The sequence below is a fragment of the Methylomonas sp. 11b genome (assembly GCF_000515215.1).
In the GTDB taxonomy this organism is placed as follows: Bacteria; Pseudomonadota; Gammaproteobacteria; order Methylococcales; family Methylomonadaceae; genus Methylomonas.
Window position 1 is genome coordinate 342,123 of sequence record NZ_KI911557.1, and the last position, 18,472, is coordinate 360,594.

At 55.6% G+C, this 18,472-nt stretch carries 11 protein-coding genes and 1 CRISPR repeat array; of the genes, 7 read left to right on the forward strand and 4 right to left on the reverse strand.

Annotated features, from left to right (window positions below; all coding sequences use genetic code 11):
• The first annotated feature begins 177 nt into the window (after window positions 1-177).
• The 7 genes from casA to cas2e all read left to right on the forward strand — a co-directional run bounded on the left by casA (window position 178) and on the right by cas2e (window position 6,474).
• Window positions 178-1,674, forward strand: a complete 1,497-nt coding sequence (gene casA, locus METH11B_RS0101575; RefSeq protein ID WP_026600470.1) for a type I-E CRISPR-associated protein Cse1/CasA — start codon at window positions 178-180, stop codon at window positions 1,672-1,674.
• Window positions 1,671-2,147, forward strand: coding sequence for a type I-E CRISPR-associated protein Cse2/CasB (gene casB, locus METH11B_RS0101580; protein ID WP_026600471.1), 477 nt, complete (start codon window positions 1,671-1,673; stop codon window positions 2,145-2,147). The genes casA and casB overlap by 4 nt, the downstream gene beginning before the upstream one ends.
• Before the next feature lie 185 nt (window positions 2,148-2,332).
• Entirely contained in the window at window positions 2,333-3,460 is a 1,128-nt protein-coding gene (gene cas7e, locus METH11B_RS0101590; protein WP_026600473.1) for a type I-E CRISPR-associated protein Cas7/Cse4/CasC, read from the forward strand.
• A 5-nt stretch (window positions 3,461-3,465) separates the two neighbouring features.
• Complete coding sequence (gene cas5e, locus METH11B_RS0101595) at window positions 3,466-4,119, forward strand: type I-E CRISPR-associated protein Cas5/CasD (RefSeq protein WP_026600474.1); 654 nt, start codon at window positions 3,466-3,468, stop codon at window positions 4,117-4,119.
• Entirely contained in the window at window positions 4,106-4,723 is a 618-nt protein-coding gene (cas6e, locus tag METH11B_RS0101600) for a type I-E CRISPR-associated protein Cas6/Cse3/CasE (RefSeq protein ID WP_026600475.1), read from the forward strand. Before cas5e ends, cas6e begins: the two co-directional genes overlap by 14 nt.
• Before the next feature lie 535 nt (window positions 4,724-5,258).
• A complete protein-coding gene (gene cas1e / locus METH11B_RS0101605) occupies window positions 5,259-6,170 on the forward strand; it encodes a type I-E CRISPR-associated endonuclease Cas1e (RefSeq protein WP_036275538.1) in 912 nt (303 codons plus the stop codon).
• Complete coding sequence (gene cas2e, locus METH11B_RS0101610; protein WP_036276602.1) at window positions 6,151-6,474, forward strand: type I-E CRISPR-associated endoribonuclease Cas2e; 324 nt, start codon at window positions 6,151-6,153, stop codon at window positions 6,472-6,474. Before cas1e ends, cas2e begins: the two co-directional genes overlap by 20 nt.
• Before the next feature lie 145 nt (window positions 6,475-6,619).
• Window positions 6,620-12,814: a CRISPR direct-repeat array (repeat unit 29 nt; unit sequence GCGTTCCCCGCACCCGCGGGGATGAACCG).
• An 86-nt stretch (window positions 12,815-12,900) separates the two neighbouring features.
• Here the strand turns inward: cas2e and traN are convergent.
• From traN to lepB, 4 genes are all read right to left on the reverse strand, one after another.
• The gene (gene traN / locus METH11B_RS0101615; RefSeq protein ID WP_231499567.1) at window positions 12,901-15,618 is read right to left on the reverse strand and encodes a conjugal transfer mating pair stabilization protein TraN; all 2,718 of its coding nucleotides are present in this window, start codon (window positions 15,616-15,618) and stop codon (window positions 12,901-12,903) included.
• A 65-nt stretch (window positions 15,619-15,683) separates the two neighbouring features.
• Complete coding sequence (locus METH11B_RS0101620) at window positions 15,684-16,715, reverse strand: TraU family protein (RefSeq protein ID WP_026600479.1); 1,032 nt, start codon at window positions 16,713-16,715, stop codon at window positions 15,684-15,686.
• Window positions 16,712-17,920: a TrbC family F-type conjugative pilus assembly protein gene (locus tag METH11B_RS0101625; RefSeq protein WP_197026921.1), complete on the reverse strand. Its 1,209-nt coding sequence runs from the start codon at window positions 17,918-17,920 to the stop codon at window positions 16,712-16,714. The genes METH11B_RS0101620 and METH11B_RS0101625 overlap by 4 nt, the downstream gene beginning before the upstream one ends.
• Entirely contained in the window at window positions 17,907-18,470 is a 564-nt protein-coding gene (lepB, locus tag METH11B_RS0101630) for a signal peptidase I (RefSeq protein ID WP_036275540.1), read from the reverse strand. The genes METH11B_RS0101625 and lepB overlap by 14 nt, the downstream gene beginning before the upstream one ends.
• Window positions 18,471-18,472: the final 2 nt, after the last annotated feature.

Sequence of the window (18,472 nt, forward strand, 5' to 3'; positions counted from 1 at the left end):
TAAAAAATTTTTTTCAGAGTATGATGCGGCCTTTCTGAGCTTTGGAGGTCTTATGTCGCCTGAAAATTTTTCAAAATTGATTGAGGGCTTGAACAACTCGTCTGCCATGGCGGTCGCTGTATTGGCTTTGCTTGTCGCGTTGTCAGTGATTTGGAAAAGATAAAAACGAGGATCGGAATGAGCTTTAACTTGCTGTCATCGAATTGGGTACCCATTCAACACCAAGGCCGTTATCAAAAAATCGGTCTGCAACAACTGCTCTGCGGAGAAGTGGACGGCGAACTGTGTTTGCCGCGCGACGACATGGAACTGGCGTGCTTGCAATTGCTTTGTGCCATCACCCAAGTATTGTTTACGCCCAAGGATAAAAAAGAGTTGGGGCGATTTGTTCAGCAACCATTGACGTCGGAAAGCTACGCGGAGGCTTGCAAAGACAAATTGGATTGGTTCGATTTGAATCATCCGCAAACGCCGTTCATGCAGATTCGCGGCGTCAACGCCAAAGAGCCGACCTGCATGGATAAGCTGTTGGCTGGCGTTGCCGATGGCACCAATAAGGCCTTCGTTAATCCGCCGGGTTTGGGCGATGCCTTATGCGGAGGTTGCGCGGCAATAGCGTTGTTCAACGTCGCCAATAATGCGCCGAGCATGGGCGGTGGCTTTAAAGGAAGCCTGCGCGGCAGTACGCCGATTACGGTTTTGATCAAAGGCAAAAATTTGAGGCAGACGCTTTGGCTGAACGTCTTGACTGCGGAGTCCGCCGAATCGGCTATGCCTTGGTATCAGGAAACCAAAGGTCAACGCCCGAATTACATCGACACCATCAAGGCAGAGCAAAAAATCCCGGCTTCATCGATTGGCTTAAATCGTGGTTTGCTTTGGCAGCCTGCGCATTTCGAATTGTTACCGGTCGAGGATATGGCGACGTGTAGCTGTTGCGGCTGCGAGGAGCCGGTTTACCAAGGCTTCAAAAAAGCCAAATTCAATTACAGCGTGGAAGGTGTTTGGCCGCATCCGCTTTCGTCTCGCATATTTGCCGTCAAAAAAGGCGAAAAAGAAGAGAAGTTTCCGTCGTTCACCACTACCGCGCCGACCTGGACGCATTTGAGTAAGTTAGTGGTCGATCAATTGGACGACAAACAAGGTCAACAAGCCGCTCCTGTACTGCAACAGGCCAGAACCTTCATGGCGGCCGACAAAATTCAATTGATCGTCGGCGGTTACCGCAACAACCAAGCGACCGTGTTGGAGCGTCGGCATGAGCTATTCAGTTTGGCGCATGGTTGGGCGGAGCATGGATTGGTGATTCATAAAATCATCGAAGGCGGTTTGGCTTATAAAACCGCCTTGCGCAAAGCACTCTATCTGTTTGCGGTTGGCGTAAAGGATAAAGTCCACGGTTCCGGGGTTAATTTGTGCGACCCGGTCGAAGCGAATTATTACCAGCAAACCGAAAACCTGTTGCATCAAACTTTTGCCGGCGTGAATTTCGCGGAGCCCGATTCTACGCTGCAAGTGCTGAATAGGAAGCTCAGAGCTGCCGCACTCGATTTATTCGAGCAAGCCACCGAGCCTTACCGACAGGAACCCAAAATGTTGAAAGCGCTGGCATTAGCCAGACGCTCGTTACACAAATCGCTTAACGAACTGGAGCCACAAGGAGTTAACCCATGAGTGAAGGACAAAAATATGAGCCAGATTTAATGGCTGTGTATGAGCGTTACGAAAAAGTACAAAAGCAAAAACCCGGATTGCAAGCAGAGCTAAGGCGTGTTGCGAGGCCTGAAGACTTAATTGAAGTGCCTGCTTTCTATCGGCTAATACAAAACATAGCGACCAGCAAAGACATTTATCGCTTTCAACGCGTGGTGTATTGCCTTCCGCTGATTGCTCATCAAGACGGCGGCGATTCGTTAGGAAGAGCATTGGCTAAAGCCGACATCAACGAAAAGCGACTGTTCATGGTGATTCGATCCGAAGAACCAAACGATTTAATCCAACTGCGGCGCTTGCTCAAACAAATTCAACCCAAGCTGGATTGGTTATCTGCCGCCAAAACCATTTATTACTGGAACGACCGCGCCAAACGCCAATTGCTGGAAGACTTTTTCTTCTATCAAAACACCAAAACTAAAGAATCTGCTTAACGCCGCGCCAACCGTGAACGAAAGCGTTTGCTGGCGCCCAAGCTCCAGTTTGGGCGCTCGGTCTTGGAAGCTCTTGCTTCCCGAGCAGGAAAATGAAAGCTGGAACTTTCAAGAATCCGTTCCCAAACAGGAGTTTGGGAACCAGAACCATACGAATAAATTGGCCTAACCCAAAGGAAACCACCATGAACGAAAACTTTATCAACTTCCACGTTTTGATCTCTCACAGCCCGTCTTGCCTGAACCGCGACGACATGAACATGCAAAAATCGGCGATTTTCGGCGGTAAACGCCGGGTACGGGTTTCCAGTCAGAGTCTGAAACGGACGATGCGGCATAGCGATTATTACCGTGAGCATTTGGGCGAGCCTAGCGTTCGCACCAAACATTTGGCCGACTACCAAAGCCAAGCGGTAGCCGCGTTATCCAATCGTTACGACGAAGCCTTGATCAAACAAGCCATCGATTACATTTCCGGCAAAGACGCTAGTGCTAGCGATGCTAAAGATGATGCGGTAGCGCCCTGGGTACTGGAGGAAGTAGCTTATTTCTGCGATCAAATCAAAGCGCTGGAAGCCGAGGGTGTCGATGCCAAGAAGCTGCAAAAACAAATCGAAAAAGACGGATTAGCTTTCCGTCAGGCTTTGGCAACAGGTTTGGATATTGCCCTGTCGGGTCGTATGGCAACTTCGGGCTTGATGAGCCAGGTAGGCAAAATCGATGGTGCGCTGGCCGTCGCCCACGCCATCACCACTCACGCCGTCGATGCCGACATCGATTGGTTCACGGCTGTCGATGATTTGCAGGAATTGGGCTCCGGGCATTTGGATACCCAGGAATTTTCTTCCGGTGTGTTTTACCGTTACGCCAGCCTTAACTTGAAACAGTTGCAGGTCAATCTAGGCTTGTTGTCCGACATCAAGGCCGAGGAAACCGCCGAAGGTCGCGCTAAAGCCCTGGGCATTGCCGCCCATGTGTTGCACATGCTGGCAACCGAAGTGCCAAGCGCCAAGCAACAAAGTTTTGCCGCGCACAATTTGGCGGATTTGGCCTTGGTCAGCTTCTCTCATCAGCCGGTTTCGTTGGCCAACGCCTTTGAAAAGCCGGTTCAGGTCGATTACAAAACCGGCGGTTTCCGGGAACCGTCGATCACTGCATTAAATGGTTATTGGGACAAAATCCATCGCGGCTATGGTTTGCAAGAACGTTGCGCCGAATTTGCACTGGATGATGTTAGTTTGCCGGAAGGTATCAACTCAAAACTATCATTGCCCGAATTGGAAAGCTGGGTCAGAGCCAACGGCCAAGGATAAACGCCATGCGCGATTATTTGATTCTTAAACTACAAGGGCCGCTACAAGCCTGGGGTCGGGAAAGTTTCGAGGGCTTGCGGCCTTCGGAATTATTTCCGGGCCGAAGCGCGTTACTGGGTTTATTGGGGGCGTGTCTGGGTATTGACCGCATCGACCGCGAAGGCTTGCAAGCTTTGGCGTCCAGTGTGTCGTTTGCTGTTCGTGTCGATCAGCAAGGTCAAAAAATGACCGACTACCACACCGTTAAAAATTCCCGCGAGGATTACCGAGGCTTAAAAAGCCACGATACCATTCAAACCTGGCGGGAATATTGGCAAGACGCGTTTTATACCGTGGCGATTTGGAATAATGACGAAGCATTAATCAGCCTGGACGAAATCGAGCACGCCTTGAAACGACCGTTATACACGCCGGTCCTCGGGCGCCGCAGTTGCCCGTTGGCGCGGCCGCTATTCGATGCTCGCGTGTCTGCCGATTCGGCGCTGTCGGCATTGGCGTTGAGCGGCGAAACCGGCGGAACGGTCTATAGCGAGGAATATTTAAAGACGGCCATGCCGCTAAAAAAGCGCGATGTGCCTATCATTCACCAGCCGAGGCAATTCGCTAGCCGTACGGTTTATGTAACGGATGGACAAGGAGGGCAGCATGTTTCTGAGTAAGATCCATATCCCTTGGCAGCAAGCGAAAAATCCGTATCAATTTCATCAAGCCTTGTGGCGACTGTTCCCTGGCTGTGAAGACGCGGAACGGGATTTTTTGTTTCGGGTCGAGCAAGTTCAGTCGGGCGTTGGTACTCATGTGCTACTGCAATCGGCAATCAAGCCGGAAGGCGGTGAGCAAAGCCCATTGCTGCTGGCGCAACGCGAATTTGCGTTGGCTATTCCCAGCGGTCAACGTTTACGCTTTCGGTTGCGTGCCAATCCAATTAAAACCATCAAAGACAGCAGCAAAGGTACGGTCGAAAAAAAGGGCAAGACCTTTACTAAAACCGTCCGCGTGCCGTTGTTGCATGAAGAGCAGCAACAAGCCTGGTTGGAACGCAAGGTTCAGGATTTTGCTCAGTTGGAAACCTTGATTGTCCAACCTGAACCGGTCACCTATTTTCGTAAAGCCAAGGAAGCGCGTAGCGGCAAGATTCAAACGGTCCTTTTCGATGGTGTTATGACGATAATCGATCCGGCGGAATTCGAATCGCAAGTTATACGTGGTATCGGCCCGGCCAAGGCCTTCGGTTGTGGCCTGTTATCTATCGCCAGGTTCTGAGGAAAAAAATCATGCAATTCCAAGCTTTCATGCTCACAACCCATGAGTTCTGTGATGGGGTCAAAGCCTTCGGTTGCGGCTTGCTGATGGTAAAACGACTGGGCAATGGGTAGTTTTTGGGGTGTGTTCCATCGTTTTGTGGGGGCTTACAGAGAGTTTGTCGGTGCGCACAAGCGTTTCGGAGGTGCCGCCCCGAGTTCTGTGGCTGCCCCCAAACGGTCTGTGCGTGCGTCCAGACCTGCCGGGCGTGCCGCCAGACGTTTCGGGCGTGCATCCGAGCCTGCCGTGTGTACGATAGAATGCTTACTAGGTGCGATCGAACCTTCTGTGGCTATCCATGAAGGCTTCGGAAGTGTCGCTGTTTCCGGGTCGATTTTGCCCGTACCGCGAATAAGAAATGAACTGAAACCGGCGATAAGCGCTTTTTGCCGGCGGGGTATGCGATATTGGATGGCCAACGCAACCAGAAAACCCCAGCCTAGCGATTGATTGGCGCCGACTACTTACTTTGTCACTTGAATAAGGGCTGTTCGACATGCTCCCACCCCTAAAACCTATCGCCATGAAAGAACGCGTGTCCATGGTCTTCATCGAAAAAGGCCAGATTGACGTCAAGGACGGCGCCTTTGTCGTCATTGACGAAACGGGCATTCGCACTCACATCCCGGTCGGCTCCATCGCTTGCATCATGTTGGAGCCCGGCACTCGCGTCTCCCATCACGCCGCCGCGTTGGCCGCCAGGGCAGGGACCTTGCTGGTCTGGGTCGGCGAAGCCGGTGTGAGATTATATGCAGCGGGCCAACCAGGTGGAGCCAGATCGGACAGATTGCTGTATCAAGCCAAATTGGCGCTGGACGATGATGCCCGCTTGAAGGTTGTGCGCAAAATGTACGAAATCCGTTTCGGCGAAAAGCCGCCCGAACGCCGAAGTGTCGAGCAACTGCGCGGCATAGAAGGCGCCAGAGTCAGGAAGTTGTATCAATTATTGGCCAAACAGGCCGGCGTGGAGTGGAAAGGTCGTAATTACGATTATACGGAGTGGGACAACAGCGATACCGCCAACCGCTGCCTCAGTTCTGCCACCGCCTGTTTGTACGGTATTTGCGAAGCGGCGGTGTTGGCTGCCGGTTATGCGCCGGCGATTGGTTTCATTCACACCGGCAAACCGCTATCGTTCGTTTACGACATTGCCGACCTGTTCAAATTCGACGAAATCGTCCCGCACGCCTTCAAAATCGCCGCCAAGAATTATCCCAACCCGGAGCGCGAAGTACGCTTGATGTGTCGCGACGTGTTCCGGCAAAGCAAAATTCTGCGCAAAATCATCCCGACCATCGAAGAAGTGCTGGCGGCCGGCGAATTGGAAGTCCCCAAACCGGCCGAGGAAAACATCGCTCCGGTCATTCCCAACCCAGAGAGTATCGGCGATGTTGGTCATCGTAGTTGAAAACGTTCCGCCCAGGCTGCGTGGGCGCTTGGCGGTATGGCTAATCGAAATTCGCGCCGGCGTCTATGTCGGCGACTTGTCTGCCAAGGTGCGCGAAATGATCTGGTCGCAAGTCGAGGATGGCTTGGAAGACGGCAACGCCGTCATGGTCTGGTCCACCAATACCGAATCGGGTTTCGATTTTATGACCCTGGGTAAAAACCGCCGCCTGCCGGTCGAGCTGGACGGTTTAAAACTGGTGTCGATTTTTCCGCTGGAAGATCCGGATTTGTCTCCCTCGCTCTCAGGGCGTGGGCCGGGGTGAGGGAGGCATGCGCACTAAATTCCTGTTGGGGTATGGGGTGCTGTAAGGGGTTTTGCCAGCTCTTTAACAACTTGGAAAAGGTAAAAAATTCGGTAGAAATTTAGCCGAGTTATTTTTATATGCGTAACAATAAGTTACGATTAGTGCGTTCCCCGCACCCGCGGGGATGAACCGCGTGGTGGGAAGATCGAAACAGGCAAACTTGAGCGTTCCCCGCACCCGCGGGGATGAACCGCTTAGTTTCACAAGGCCAGCATTTGTTAGAACGCGTTCCCCGCACCCGCGGGGATGAACCGCAACCGGCAAAAATGGCGGCACACGTTGGCTCGCGTTCCCCGCACCCGCGGGGATGAACCGGCGTCAAGCGCAGTCTACAGACACGCATGGCAGCGTTCCCCGCACCCGCGGGGATGAACCGGAAACGCAATGCGATCTGTTGCAACATCAATAGCGTTCCCCGCACCCGCGGGGATGAACCGAAATGACAGCGCACTTCGGCAGACGGCCAAAAGCGTTCCCCGCACCCGCGGGGATGAACCGAAATGAGAATTGCGCAAACAGATCGAATGGAGGCGTTCCCCGCACCCGCGGGGATGAACCGTTATATGATGAACAGCGCCAAGCCTGTCCTGCGCGTTCCCCGCACCCGCGGGGATGAACCGAAACTCGATTCTGGTTGCTTCTTGCTGACAATGCGTTCCCCGCACCCGCGGGGATGAACCGCTTCAGCCATATCTATGAACTGTCGGTCGAAAGCGTTCCCCGCACCCGCGGGGATGAACCGTATAGCAGTTCACTAAAAACAAGCGCTAATACGCGTTCCCCGCACCCGCGGGGATGAACCGTGCTTTTGCATGCCCGCCGTCTTTCTTATTGTGCGTTCCCCGCACCCGCGGGGATGAACCGTATGGCTATGTCGTTAAATGGATTGGTATTCAGCGTTCCCCGCACCCGCGGGGATGAACCAGCTGCGGGCCTTAAAAGAAACCGTCGGCGCGGGCGTTCCCCGCACCCGCGGGGATGAACCGCCTAACAGTAATGCGCCAATCGCCACGTTATAGGCGTTCCCCGCACCCGCGGGGATGAACCGGCCAAACCTTCTCGATATGGGTAGAGCAACTGGCGTTCCCCGCACCCGCGGGGATGAACCGACCGGGCGTTTACTCACGCCAGCCAGATCAAAGCGTTCCCCGCACCCGCGGGGATGAACCGTAGGTCACGCCAATCATGCCGGGCAACAGGACGCGTTCCCCGCACCCGCGGGGATGAACCGCCGGCAACGTTTGCCGAGCCCTGGTTCCGGCAGCGTTCCCCGCACCCGCGGGGATGAACCGCGCCCACTATCGATCATGCCGATATTACGGTGGCGTTCCCCGCACCCGCGGGGATGAACCGCTGCATGTCAGTTCGTTCGGATGAATGCCGCCGCGTTCCCCGCACCCGCGGGGATGAACCGCCAGATCATACAGTGAGATGGCCGGAACGCGCGCGTTCCCCGCACCCGCGGGGATGAACCGTCCGTTTATACAGACCACTTTCCGCAAAAGTTGCGTTCCCCGCACCCGCGGGGATGAACCGCCGACGCGGACAACTAGCTCATCTATTACGGTGCGTTCCCCGCACCCGCGGGGATGAACCGCTGCATGTCAGTTCGTTCGGATGAATGCCGCCGCGTTCCCCGCACCCGCGGGGATGAACCGCCAATCCAACCGTGCAAGCCGTGCCGCATTTTGCGTTCCCCGCACCCGCGGGGATGAACCGGGAATAAATCTACTCGTTGAGCTACCACCAGACGCGTTCCCCGCACCCGCGGGGATGAACCGTTAAACATTGCTTATCCTCAAATATGTAAGTCGCGTTCCCCGCACCCGCGGGGATGAACCGCCCACGCCGCCATGCTGGCAATGCGTAACGAGGCGTTCCCCGCACCCGCGGGGATGAACCGGGGACATCGAAGGTACAGCATCTGTTGCACAGGCGTTCCCCGCACCCGCGGGGATGAACCGTGCAGTTAACGCTATCGGACGGTTCAACCAGTGCGTTCCCCGCACCCGCGGGGATGAACCGTGACCGGAAACGGCGTCATCCTGAATGCGAAAGCGTTCCCCGCACCCGCGGGGATGAACCGTCGCGCGTAATACTGGATCAACGGTCGAAAGCGCGTTCCCCGCACCCGCGGGGATGAACCGGCTGCGACCTGTTCGACATCGACGAACTGAAAGCGTTCCCCGCACCCGCGGGGATGAACCGGTAATTTTGATCGGCACCGTAATCGGTTTGACGCGTTCCCCGCACCCGCGGGGATGAACCGATTTGCAGGTAATAACCGTTGTTTTGCAACTCGCGTTCCCCGCACCCGCGGGGATGAACCGGTGACATCGAAGGTACAGCATCTGTTCCACAGGCGTTCCCCGCACCCGCGGGGATGAACCGTCGGCCGCGTCGATTAACTTATCGGCCGTTGCGCGTTCCCCGCACCCGCGGGGATGAACCGTGACAGTAACAGGGCAGTTGGCACTATTAATGGCGTTCCCCGCACCCGCGGGGATGAACCGAGAATCAATCACTTCATCGCTGATGTGGTTGTGCGTTCCCCGCACCCGCGGGGATGAACCGAATTACGCGATTGGTGGGGCGGTCAACTGGATGGCGTTCCCCGCACCCGCGGGGATGAACCACCATCTAACGCCACACTAATTCTGGATGAAGGGCGTTCCCCGCACCCGCGGGGATGAACCGTCACGCCGATCCACTACAGCATGGAAATGAAAGCGTTCCCCGCACCCGCGGGGATGAACCGGCGGCGGCTTGCGTGCGGTCGGCGCTGGCGGCGCGTTCCCCGCACCCGCGGGGATGAACCGCTGCCATCGATCTGATTCAACCACTTGTCATAGCGTTCCCCGCACCCGCGGGGATGAACCGGGATGGTGCCGCGCATTCTCCCCACTCCCCTAGCGTTCCCCGCACCCGCGGGGATGAACCGATTGTTGGTTGGAACCTATCGCTTTATTCAATGCGTTCCCCGCACCCGCGGGGATGAACCAGTAAACGAAAATTTTAAGCCAGCTAAAATAAAGCGTTCCCCGCACCCGCGGGGATGAACCGTCTAACCTTTGGGTATTCGTACCGAGTTACGAGCGTTCCCCGCACCCGCGGGGATGAACCGTAATCGACGCATCATCCGGCTTGGTGCAAATAGCGTTCCCCGCACCCGCGGGGATGAACCGGCGTCGAAACGCGAAATGGCGAAATATCCAGAGCGTTCCCCGCACCCGCGGGGATGAACCGCTTGTTGAACAGCGCGGTTATCTTTGCGTCCAGCGTTCCCCGCACCCGCGGGGATGAACCGTTCGCCCAATCACCCAAGGGGTTTCAACGAAAGCGTTCCCCGCACCCGCGGGGATGAACCGACGGGCCGAGCCGGGTGGTGCAATATCTCGGGGCGTTCCCCGCACCCGCGGGGATGAACCGTTGTCAACGCTGACCGGCAAGCCTGATTGCGAGCGTTCCCCGCACCCGCGGGGATGAACCGGCAGGTAAACAAGAACACAAAGAAGCGAAGAAGCGTTCCCCGCACCCGCGGGGATGAACCGCCGACTGGGATATTTACGCCGGATTCGGCCAAGCGTTCCCCGCACCCGCGGGGATGAACCGTAAGCTACAAGCAAGATGTATTCAGCCAAATAGCGTTCCCCGCACCCGCGGGGATGAACCGTGGAAACACAAACCAGCCAGCATTGACATATGGCGTTCCCCGCACCCGCGGGGATGAACCGTCAAATTTTAACCTGTAACCTCCGTCACCGTGGCGTTCCCCGCACCCGCGGGGATGAACCGGCATCAAGGCTGGTCTGATCATTAATACGATCGCGTTCCCCGCACCCGCGGGGATGAACCGCCGCTTCAATACAGACTGACCAAACATTATTTGCGTTCCCCGCACCCGCGGGGATGAACCGCCAAAATAGGGTTATTCCTATCTGAACGTAGAGCGTTCCCCGCACCCGCGGGGATGAACCGGCGTCAGGGTTTTCTGCGTGTTTTTCGCGGGCGCGTTCCCCGCACCCGCGGGGATGAACCGACGGGGTATTTACGTTGGTGTCTTATCGAAAAGCGTTCCCCGCACCCGCGGGGATGAACCGATCATGGTGAGAGTGTTATTCAATCGGTCAATGCGTTCCCCGCACCCGCGGGGATGAACCGGATGTCAGACAAGCCTCCAAAGCCTCCGTGCGAGCGTTCCCCGCACCCGCGGGGATGAACCAGACGCTACTCGCCGGAAATGCAGCAAACTGCCGCGTTCCCCGCACCCGCGGGGATGAACCGGACTATACTCTTTTTTTAATTCGAGAGAATAAGCGTTCCCCGCACCCGCGGGGATGAACCGTCAAGAGAATCAGCAAGCCAACTATCACTAGTGCGTTCCCCGCACCCGCGGGGATGAACCGGAGAGTGGAGGTTAGTTACTGTGCGAGGAAAAGCGTTCCCCGCACCCGCGGGGATGAACCGACTTTTATGCAACCGAGTCTTAACCCAGCACTGCGTTCCCCGCACCCGCGGGGATGAACCGTCAACATTTCGTCAAGTAGCGGCTCCACAACAGCGTTCCCCGCACCCGCGGGGATGAACCGCCAAGGCAGACGCAAAAACCGCTGCCACTAAAGCGTTCCCCGCACCCGCGGGGATGAACCGCAACGAAGAAGGACTTGAAAGCAGTAACGCCAGCGTTCCCCGCACCCGCGGGGATGAACCGTAACACTATGAATGCTAGAGAGTTACTAAAGAGCGTTCCCCGCACCCGCGGGGATGAACCGACGGCCTGTAATCCTAAAATAAAGCACAGAAAGCGTTCCCCGCACCCGCGGGGATGAACCGGCAGCGTTTCGATTTCGACCGAATACGCCACGGCGTTCCCCGCACCCGCGGGGATGAACCGGCACTTACGATGTTGGATTGCAGACCGTTCGAGCGTTCCCCGCACCCGCGGGGATGAACCGTCGAAACTAATCTATCAAGATTATTATTACGAGCGTTCCCCGCACCCGCGGGGATGAACCGGCCATGATCTTGGCGTGGTTCTCCACGATCCGGCGTTCCCCGCACCCGCGGGGATGAACCGTGGATATGAGCCTTAGCCGTCGATATGGTGGGGCGTTCCCCGCACCCGCGGGGATGAACCGACTTACGCCGCTGGCTAGTCACCAGCCGCAAAGCGTTCCCCGCACCCGCGGGGATGAACCGTCTTTGATAACTGTATTTAATGCCATTACGACGCGTTCCCCGCACCCGCGGGGATGAACCGAACCAATGCGATAAACTTTATCATGCTAGGGCGCGTTCCCCGCACCCGCGGGGATGAACCGTATCAAAAGCTCGGCGAAGGCATGTTCGAAACGCGTTCCCCGCACCCGCGGGGATGAACCGCCAACGCCGTTACCAACCGCCGGTGCAGGGCGGCGTTCCCCGCACCCGCGGGGATGAACCGGCCGATCAGCAAGCGGCCATCGAGTCTATCTCGCGTTCCCCGCACCCGCGGGGATGAACCGGCACAGGCGCGACCTATCAATCCAATAACGCCGCGTTCCCCGCACCCGCGGGGATGAACCGCTGGATTTTGAGGTGGAGCTGGTCGGCTCTGGGCGTTCCCCGCACCCGCGGGGATGAACCGGGACACGCGGCAATGCTTCGCAAGCTACGCACCGCGTTCCCCGCACCCGCGGGGATGAACCGATGCCGTTTGCCTTTGAGCCCATTCGGGCTTAGCGTTCCCCGCACCCGCGGGGATGAACCGTCTTTCTGGCACTGAATGAGCAACTGGGCATGGCGTTCCCCGCACCCGCGGGGATGAACCGCAATAAAGACGATGGAATAAGCCCATGAAAAAGCGTTCCCCGCACCCGCGGGGATGAACCGATTGCAGACGACCGAGCGCAAGAAACTAATGCGCGTTCCCCGCACCCGCGGGGATGAACCGCCGTTGGCATCATTGCTATCCCGCCGCAACCAGCGTTCCCCGCACCCGCGGGGATGAACCGGGGCTGGTTGAGCCTGATTTGCTAATCCTTGAGCGTTCCCCGCACCCGCGGGGATGAACCGCCATGGCGACGCCTAAAGCGGATAAAGCCGCTGCGTTCCCCGCACCCGCGGGGATGAACCCCGCTGTTTCCGGCAGGTTTCGAACAGAGATACGCGTTCCCCGCACCCGCGGGGATGAACCGACATTCGGCGCCGCCGGCGACTTTAAAAAAGCGCGTTCCCCGCACCCGCGGGGATGAACCGTTTTCGGTGTTGCTTTGCCGTTGCCGTCTACAGCGTTCCCCGCACCCGCGGGGATGAACCGAAATCGATCTCGGACATAATCGCAAAATCTTGTATAGAGTACGACAGCTATTATGGTTCTGACATAGTCGAAAGACGTCACGAATATTATTGTGGCCCCATTCCCCATCCTTCCAGTTCCGATTGCCGTTTGACCTTGGGCGCATCCAGGTCGGTCATTCGGCCCTGGGTGCGGGTTAAGGTATCCTGCCGCCCATTGGAGGCTGCACTGTATTTCTGCGGATTCAACCGGCTGCCACTGCCGGTCAATTGATCGAGATTCAACATCGATGCGGCGCTGGCGTCTGTCGGTAAATGCCCGGTCTGTGCCAGAATGCCTAACCACTCATCCAGATTGACCTGAGTCCAATCGACGCGATCCAGGTCCGATACTTTGATACCGGTGCAACTGGGATTTTCAGGCGTACCAAAATCCATCCCTAATTGCGGTTTGATTTGTTCGTTGAGAATACGGGCTAATGGTGAGTTGTAGCAGCAATAACGTTCCTCGCGCTCCCAACACCCTCCCGCCACCTTGCTTTTGCAGAAGGTACCTAAGTCTTTGCAGACTTTCAGCTGCTTCTTCGCCGCTAGTTCGTATTCGGATTGTTCACAGGAATACACCATCTGGATAACCATAATGATGATCATCACCACGGTATAGGCACCCATCAGAGTGCTGAGCATTTCACCGGCCACGGCCGCACCGCCGCCCAGTTCAACGCCGCCGGATTCCGCGGCAGGTGTTAAATTGCCGGCCGAATCGAAGGCTGCCTGGCCTCCCGCACTGAACAAGGCATTACCTGCCGCTTCGCCAAAGGTACTTCCAATCCATTCGGCCACGGAATTGGTCAGTTCGCTTTTGAGTGCATCCAACAGGCCTTGCTCGGCAATATCCGATACACTGAGCAAATCGGAGCCGACCAAGTCATTGACGCCGGAGGCAAAGCTACTTTGCACGCCATTCCAGGCATCACCGGCAATTGAGAACGGTGTCCTCAGGGTTTCCCAGGCACCACGAATCGCTGAGGTACTGTCCATGGTCATAATCGCATTGTCCATTTGACTGGTGGCCAGCAGTAAGTCGATGTATTTTCCAAGCCCCATGGCGCCTGAAGGCGTTTCGCAGCAATCCACCAGATTCAAGGCACCACCAACCATTTTGCAACGGGCGTCCTTGCCTTTGAACACTTGGCAGGAGGTGGGATCTTTCTGCTGCAGATCAGCATTGGCATAATCACAGCTCAAATCCATCGCCATTTGCTGAGCGGTATTGAGTAAAGCCACCGCCTTGCTGAAATCCTGACTCTGGGTGCGATTCAGCGCAACGCAGTCTTCACCCATACAGCGAATCGGACCTGCACACTGTTGCTGGGTGCTAGTTTGAATACCGGGAATGGCCATCGACTGACCACAGTCATAGGTATCGACACTGTCCCAGCAAGTACCCGAGCCCAGTACGTCCAAGCACTGGCTTTTAATAAACGAACAGCTGCGACTTTCCAAAGTGGAACAACTCGTGGTCGGTGTATTACCACTCGGCGGTTGCAGACAATGCGTGCCTGCTGTGTCGGTCCAGCATTGACCCGTGGCACTTAAATCACATTGGCCTGCTGCCGAGACACCCATGCAGGTATTTCGAATCCCGGTTGAGCTGGCCACCGGTGCTTGGCTTAAATCCGACCCACAAATCAAAATTTGCGAGGTCGGATCGACATAACAACCTGTGTCATTGGCCGGGTCATGGGTACAACTGAGTTGACTGCCGGCCTGGCAAATACCATCGGTAATCGCGTTGGCCAGGTTTTGGCAGTTCGGTCCGCTCCAGCTCCATTGATCCTGACTGATCAGCTTCGAGACATCGTAGCGCAGGCGAATCCGTGAATAACCTTCGCCATTGCCACCGACCATCGTGTCCTGTCGAAACACCTTATTGCCCGTGCTGTTGAAGGCATAGGTCACATCCGTATTTGGATGATCCACCCAGCTTTTGCTGAGCTCACAGGATCCGCCCCAGCCCGAAGAACCCGTATAAATCAGATTGCCGCCGTAATACACCCGCGCAAGGTCATCAAACTCCACCATTTCCAAGGTGGCACTGGTAATCGCTTCCGGGTGGATGACGTTATAAGTGACTTGCCAATTAAACACACTACAACCGGCTGACCAGTAATTGTCGCCGACCACACCCACATACAAATCCATACATCCCGGACCGCAGCTTGAGATGCCGCCGTTACCGGAGACATAGGTCAGTAGCGGTTCGACCTGCACTTGATGCGTCGCCGTGCAACTGGACGGTATAGTCGGTTGGCGCAGACACAATTGATAATCCGGCACCTGCACCGCATGGCTAGTCGCGGTTTGCGTTGTCACCGTGGTGCAGTCCGAGAACGACTGCGCCCAAGGCGTAAAATCGGCAAACACCTGATCACCGGCATTCCAGATAGCATCGTTTTGAAGATCCGGATGCGACTGGTGCGCATTGTTGACCAGGGTCCGATAGGCATTGCCGGTGGCACTGCTTTCGGTGTTTAACGTAGTTTGCGTATCCAAGCCGGCGGCAATCGTGCCTGGATTGTTGCCATACAGACTGGTGATATTGGCCGTTGTGCTGTTGGTGGTATTGGCATCCGGAAACAACGTGCTAATCGAGATGGCGCTTTCCTGCGTGGAACCCGGATTCAATGTCATCACGCCACTGCCGTTATCCTGCGGAAATTGAAACCCACCCACTATTTGTTGCCCAGTCTGCTGTCCCTGTTGGCCAGCAGCTTGAATTGCATCCGCCCAAGACACCCCAAATGGCGTCCAGGCCAGCGTCACGCACAATATTCCAGAGGTTGTCTGGACAAACCGTCGCTGAGGATCGAATAGCGCTCTGAAGCCCATCACAACCCCACGCAGCAGTCCTGCCAAAGCCACAGCAGGTACAGATGATCTTCACCCGGTCCCGGAAAGGTACGTCCCGCGCCCCATTTAAACGTCGTCTCGCCAATGACATGATTGGATTCGGTCTCCGCAACCGGATAAAACATCGACAGTCGGTATTGCGATTTGGGGATAAAGGGGTAAATGGAGCCACCGCATAGAGACTCATTACCGGAGGTTTTCCAGGCTAGTCCTCGGCGATGCAAAGCGGCGGTGGCCCGTGTGGCCAACAAACTGGTAATCCGCGGATCGGTGCCGTAACTGGTCGGTGAAATCCCGGATAAGGGATACATATGCCCCCAAGCACCGGCACACCAAAACAAGGCATCTAGAGGATTGCCGGTAGCAGCTGCCGCGGCATCCGCCACACACGCTGAAATAGCCACCGGATTGGCAAACAAGGCCGTTTCCGGACTGGTAAAGAACGCCAGCAAATCGTTGTTCCAGGTGGGATCCAGTTCCGAGACATACAGCAAATCAAAGTCGCGATAGCCGTCACTGTTGCAACGGCCATCCCAGAACAGATCCAGCATGATGGTTAGCGGAAAGGCAAAGTAGTGGTAATTGAAAAACGACATTTCACTGGCATCGAAGTCAGCCTTGCCGGTGGTGGCGATCAATCTAACATTTGAAGCACTGAACTTATGGCCGCCCAGTGCCGGCGAGCACCAGGGATTACGAACGATCTCGATCAATCGAGCAGGATTCCATAAGCCCATGGTCATGCCCAATTCCGGTATGCCCATGGGATCGGTGCAGAAACAAAACTTCTGATCGGTAGCGATACTCGGCACATTGCCACCCCCTAACGAGGCACCGGCGGCGCGAATCGGAAACAAACAGCTCCAACAAATATCGGTGATGAGTTTGCCGGACCACAGTTGGGCATCGGCACACAAGGGATCAGTGGTGGTTGTCGTGGTATCGGCATAAAGTGGGATTGCCAGCGTCATCAGTAAACCAAAAACCCAATGGAAAACGCATCGCTTCATGATGGCGCTCCCTGTAAAGACGGCACTTTGCGTTCATGAACCATCAGGTGGTTGCCGGCCTGTTCCACAATCGCCGGTACCTGCTGTAATTGAAAACGAATGCGCACATCCGGCGTCAGTAAATACACGGGTGCCTGAAGCCTAGTTTCCAAGGTCTTCAAGTGTTCCCAGCCATCCTGACGGGGTAGGGAGGTGGCCAAATACAGCACACGGGCTTTTTTGTCCTGGCAGGATTGATGTTGAATCAGCTCGACCTGAGCCGGTACCGTGGCATCGAATACCATCAGACATAAGCCAAACGGCATATTGTCCAACGGATTGACGGTTTGGCCGGCACGGATAATTAATTGACCATTGGGCGCTGCCAGATCGCGCGGTGCGGTGATGGTTAGATCCACGGTCCGATCAAGGTCCTGATGGGCAACTGGCAATACTTCGAATTTTTGTTGGTCCCAAAATCGGGCGATGGCCTGTTGCTGCTTTTGTTTCCAGTCGATGGCGGCCATCCGGCGTTTGATCTCTTCGAGCAAGTCGATTTCAGCAATCTCGCCGACATCGCCCATCGTTCCCATCTCACCCTGTTTGCCGGCTTTGAGTTGTTCATCCAGCCAGGGCAAACTGCTGACACCTCGAACGTGCAATTGGGCTTTACCGTCTTGTTCGACGACAATGTCTGGTACGGACGATACCGACCAGCTTTGAAAACGGGTGGGATCAATGACAATGTTCGGAACGGGATCAATGCCTTTCAGCAATCGTTTCAGGTCGGCCATCAACGCTGGTAGTTTTTGGCCGGGCTTTGGACCACGAAAGACCAGTAACACATCGTCCCGGCCTGCGGCTTCTTCAACGATGCCTTTCAGCACGGGCTCACCCAGCGAGAAGGACACAAACAACAGGGTAAGTGGTTTGTTCGAAGGGGTTGTCGTCAGGCCGCTTGCCACTGTTGTCGATTGTGTCGATGGCGTCTCTGCTCGAATCGCCTGCGACGCTTCCAACACTTTTTGCGCCTGGTGTTTCATATCCAGTTGTTCAGACTGACCGGTCAACCAGTCGGGTCGAGGCTGTCCCTCCAAGGTCTGCAAAATAGCCTGAGAACGTTGCAGCCAGGCTTCCTCAGCCTGAACCGGGTGCATATCAACCCAACAAAGCAGACAGATCACCGATTGCCGCCAAGGAAACTGAAGGAGGTCAAAACAACGCATAAGCCCGTCCAATCACTTGATGATCGTAGACATAGCCCCAGTATCGTGAATCGAAGCTTTTGTCTGTTTGTCCGGTTACCCAATAGGCAGCCGGTGGAATGGTTTCATGACGTTTAAAACTATTGGCCGGCTTTTTTAGTTTTTCGGCCAACGTTAGCCCGTCAATAACCCGTTCACCGTTGATCGTCGTGTGCAGTTGATCGACATGGACAGTATCACCCGTGACGCCGGCGGCGATTTTGACGATGATTTGCCCATCCTTGAAATAAGGCGCCATGCGTTCGGCGTGAAAGGCCATTAGATCGCCCCGCCAGATGTCTTTGTTGTAAGTGTCGATCAGGTAAATCCACTTGTCAGGCAAACAGCGATCCACTTGATCATCGCCGCCAATCAGAAAGCGTTGACCGACGTAGCGTTCAACCGCCAATATCAATACCAGGATGGGCAGCGCTTTCAGCAAGAACATCCCGAATGCCGCTTTGGTTTGGTAGGGTCTTAATCGGGCGGGTTTAGAATGCGCAGGGTTTGATGAAGATTGAGTGCTGCTCATAA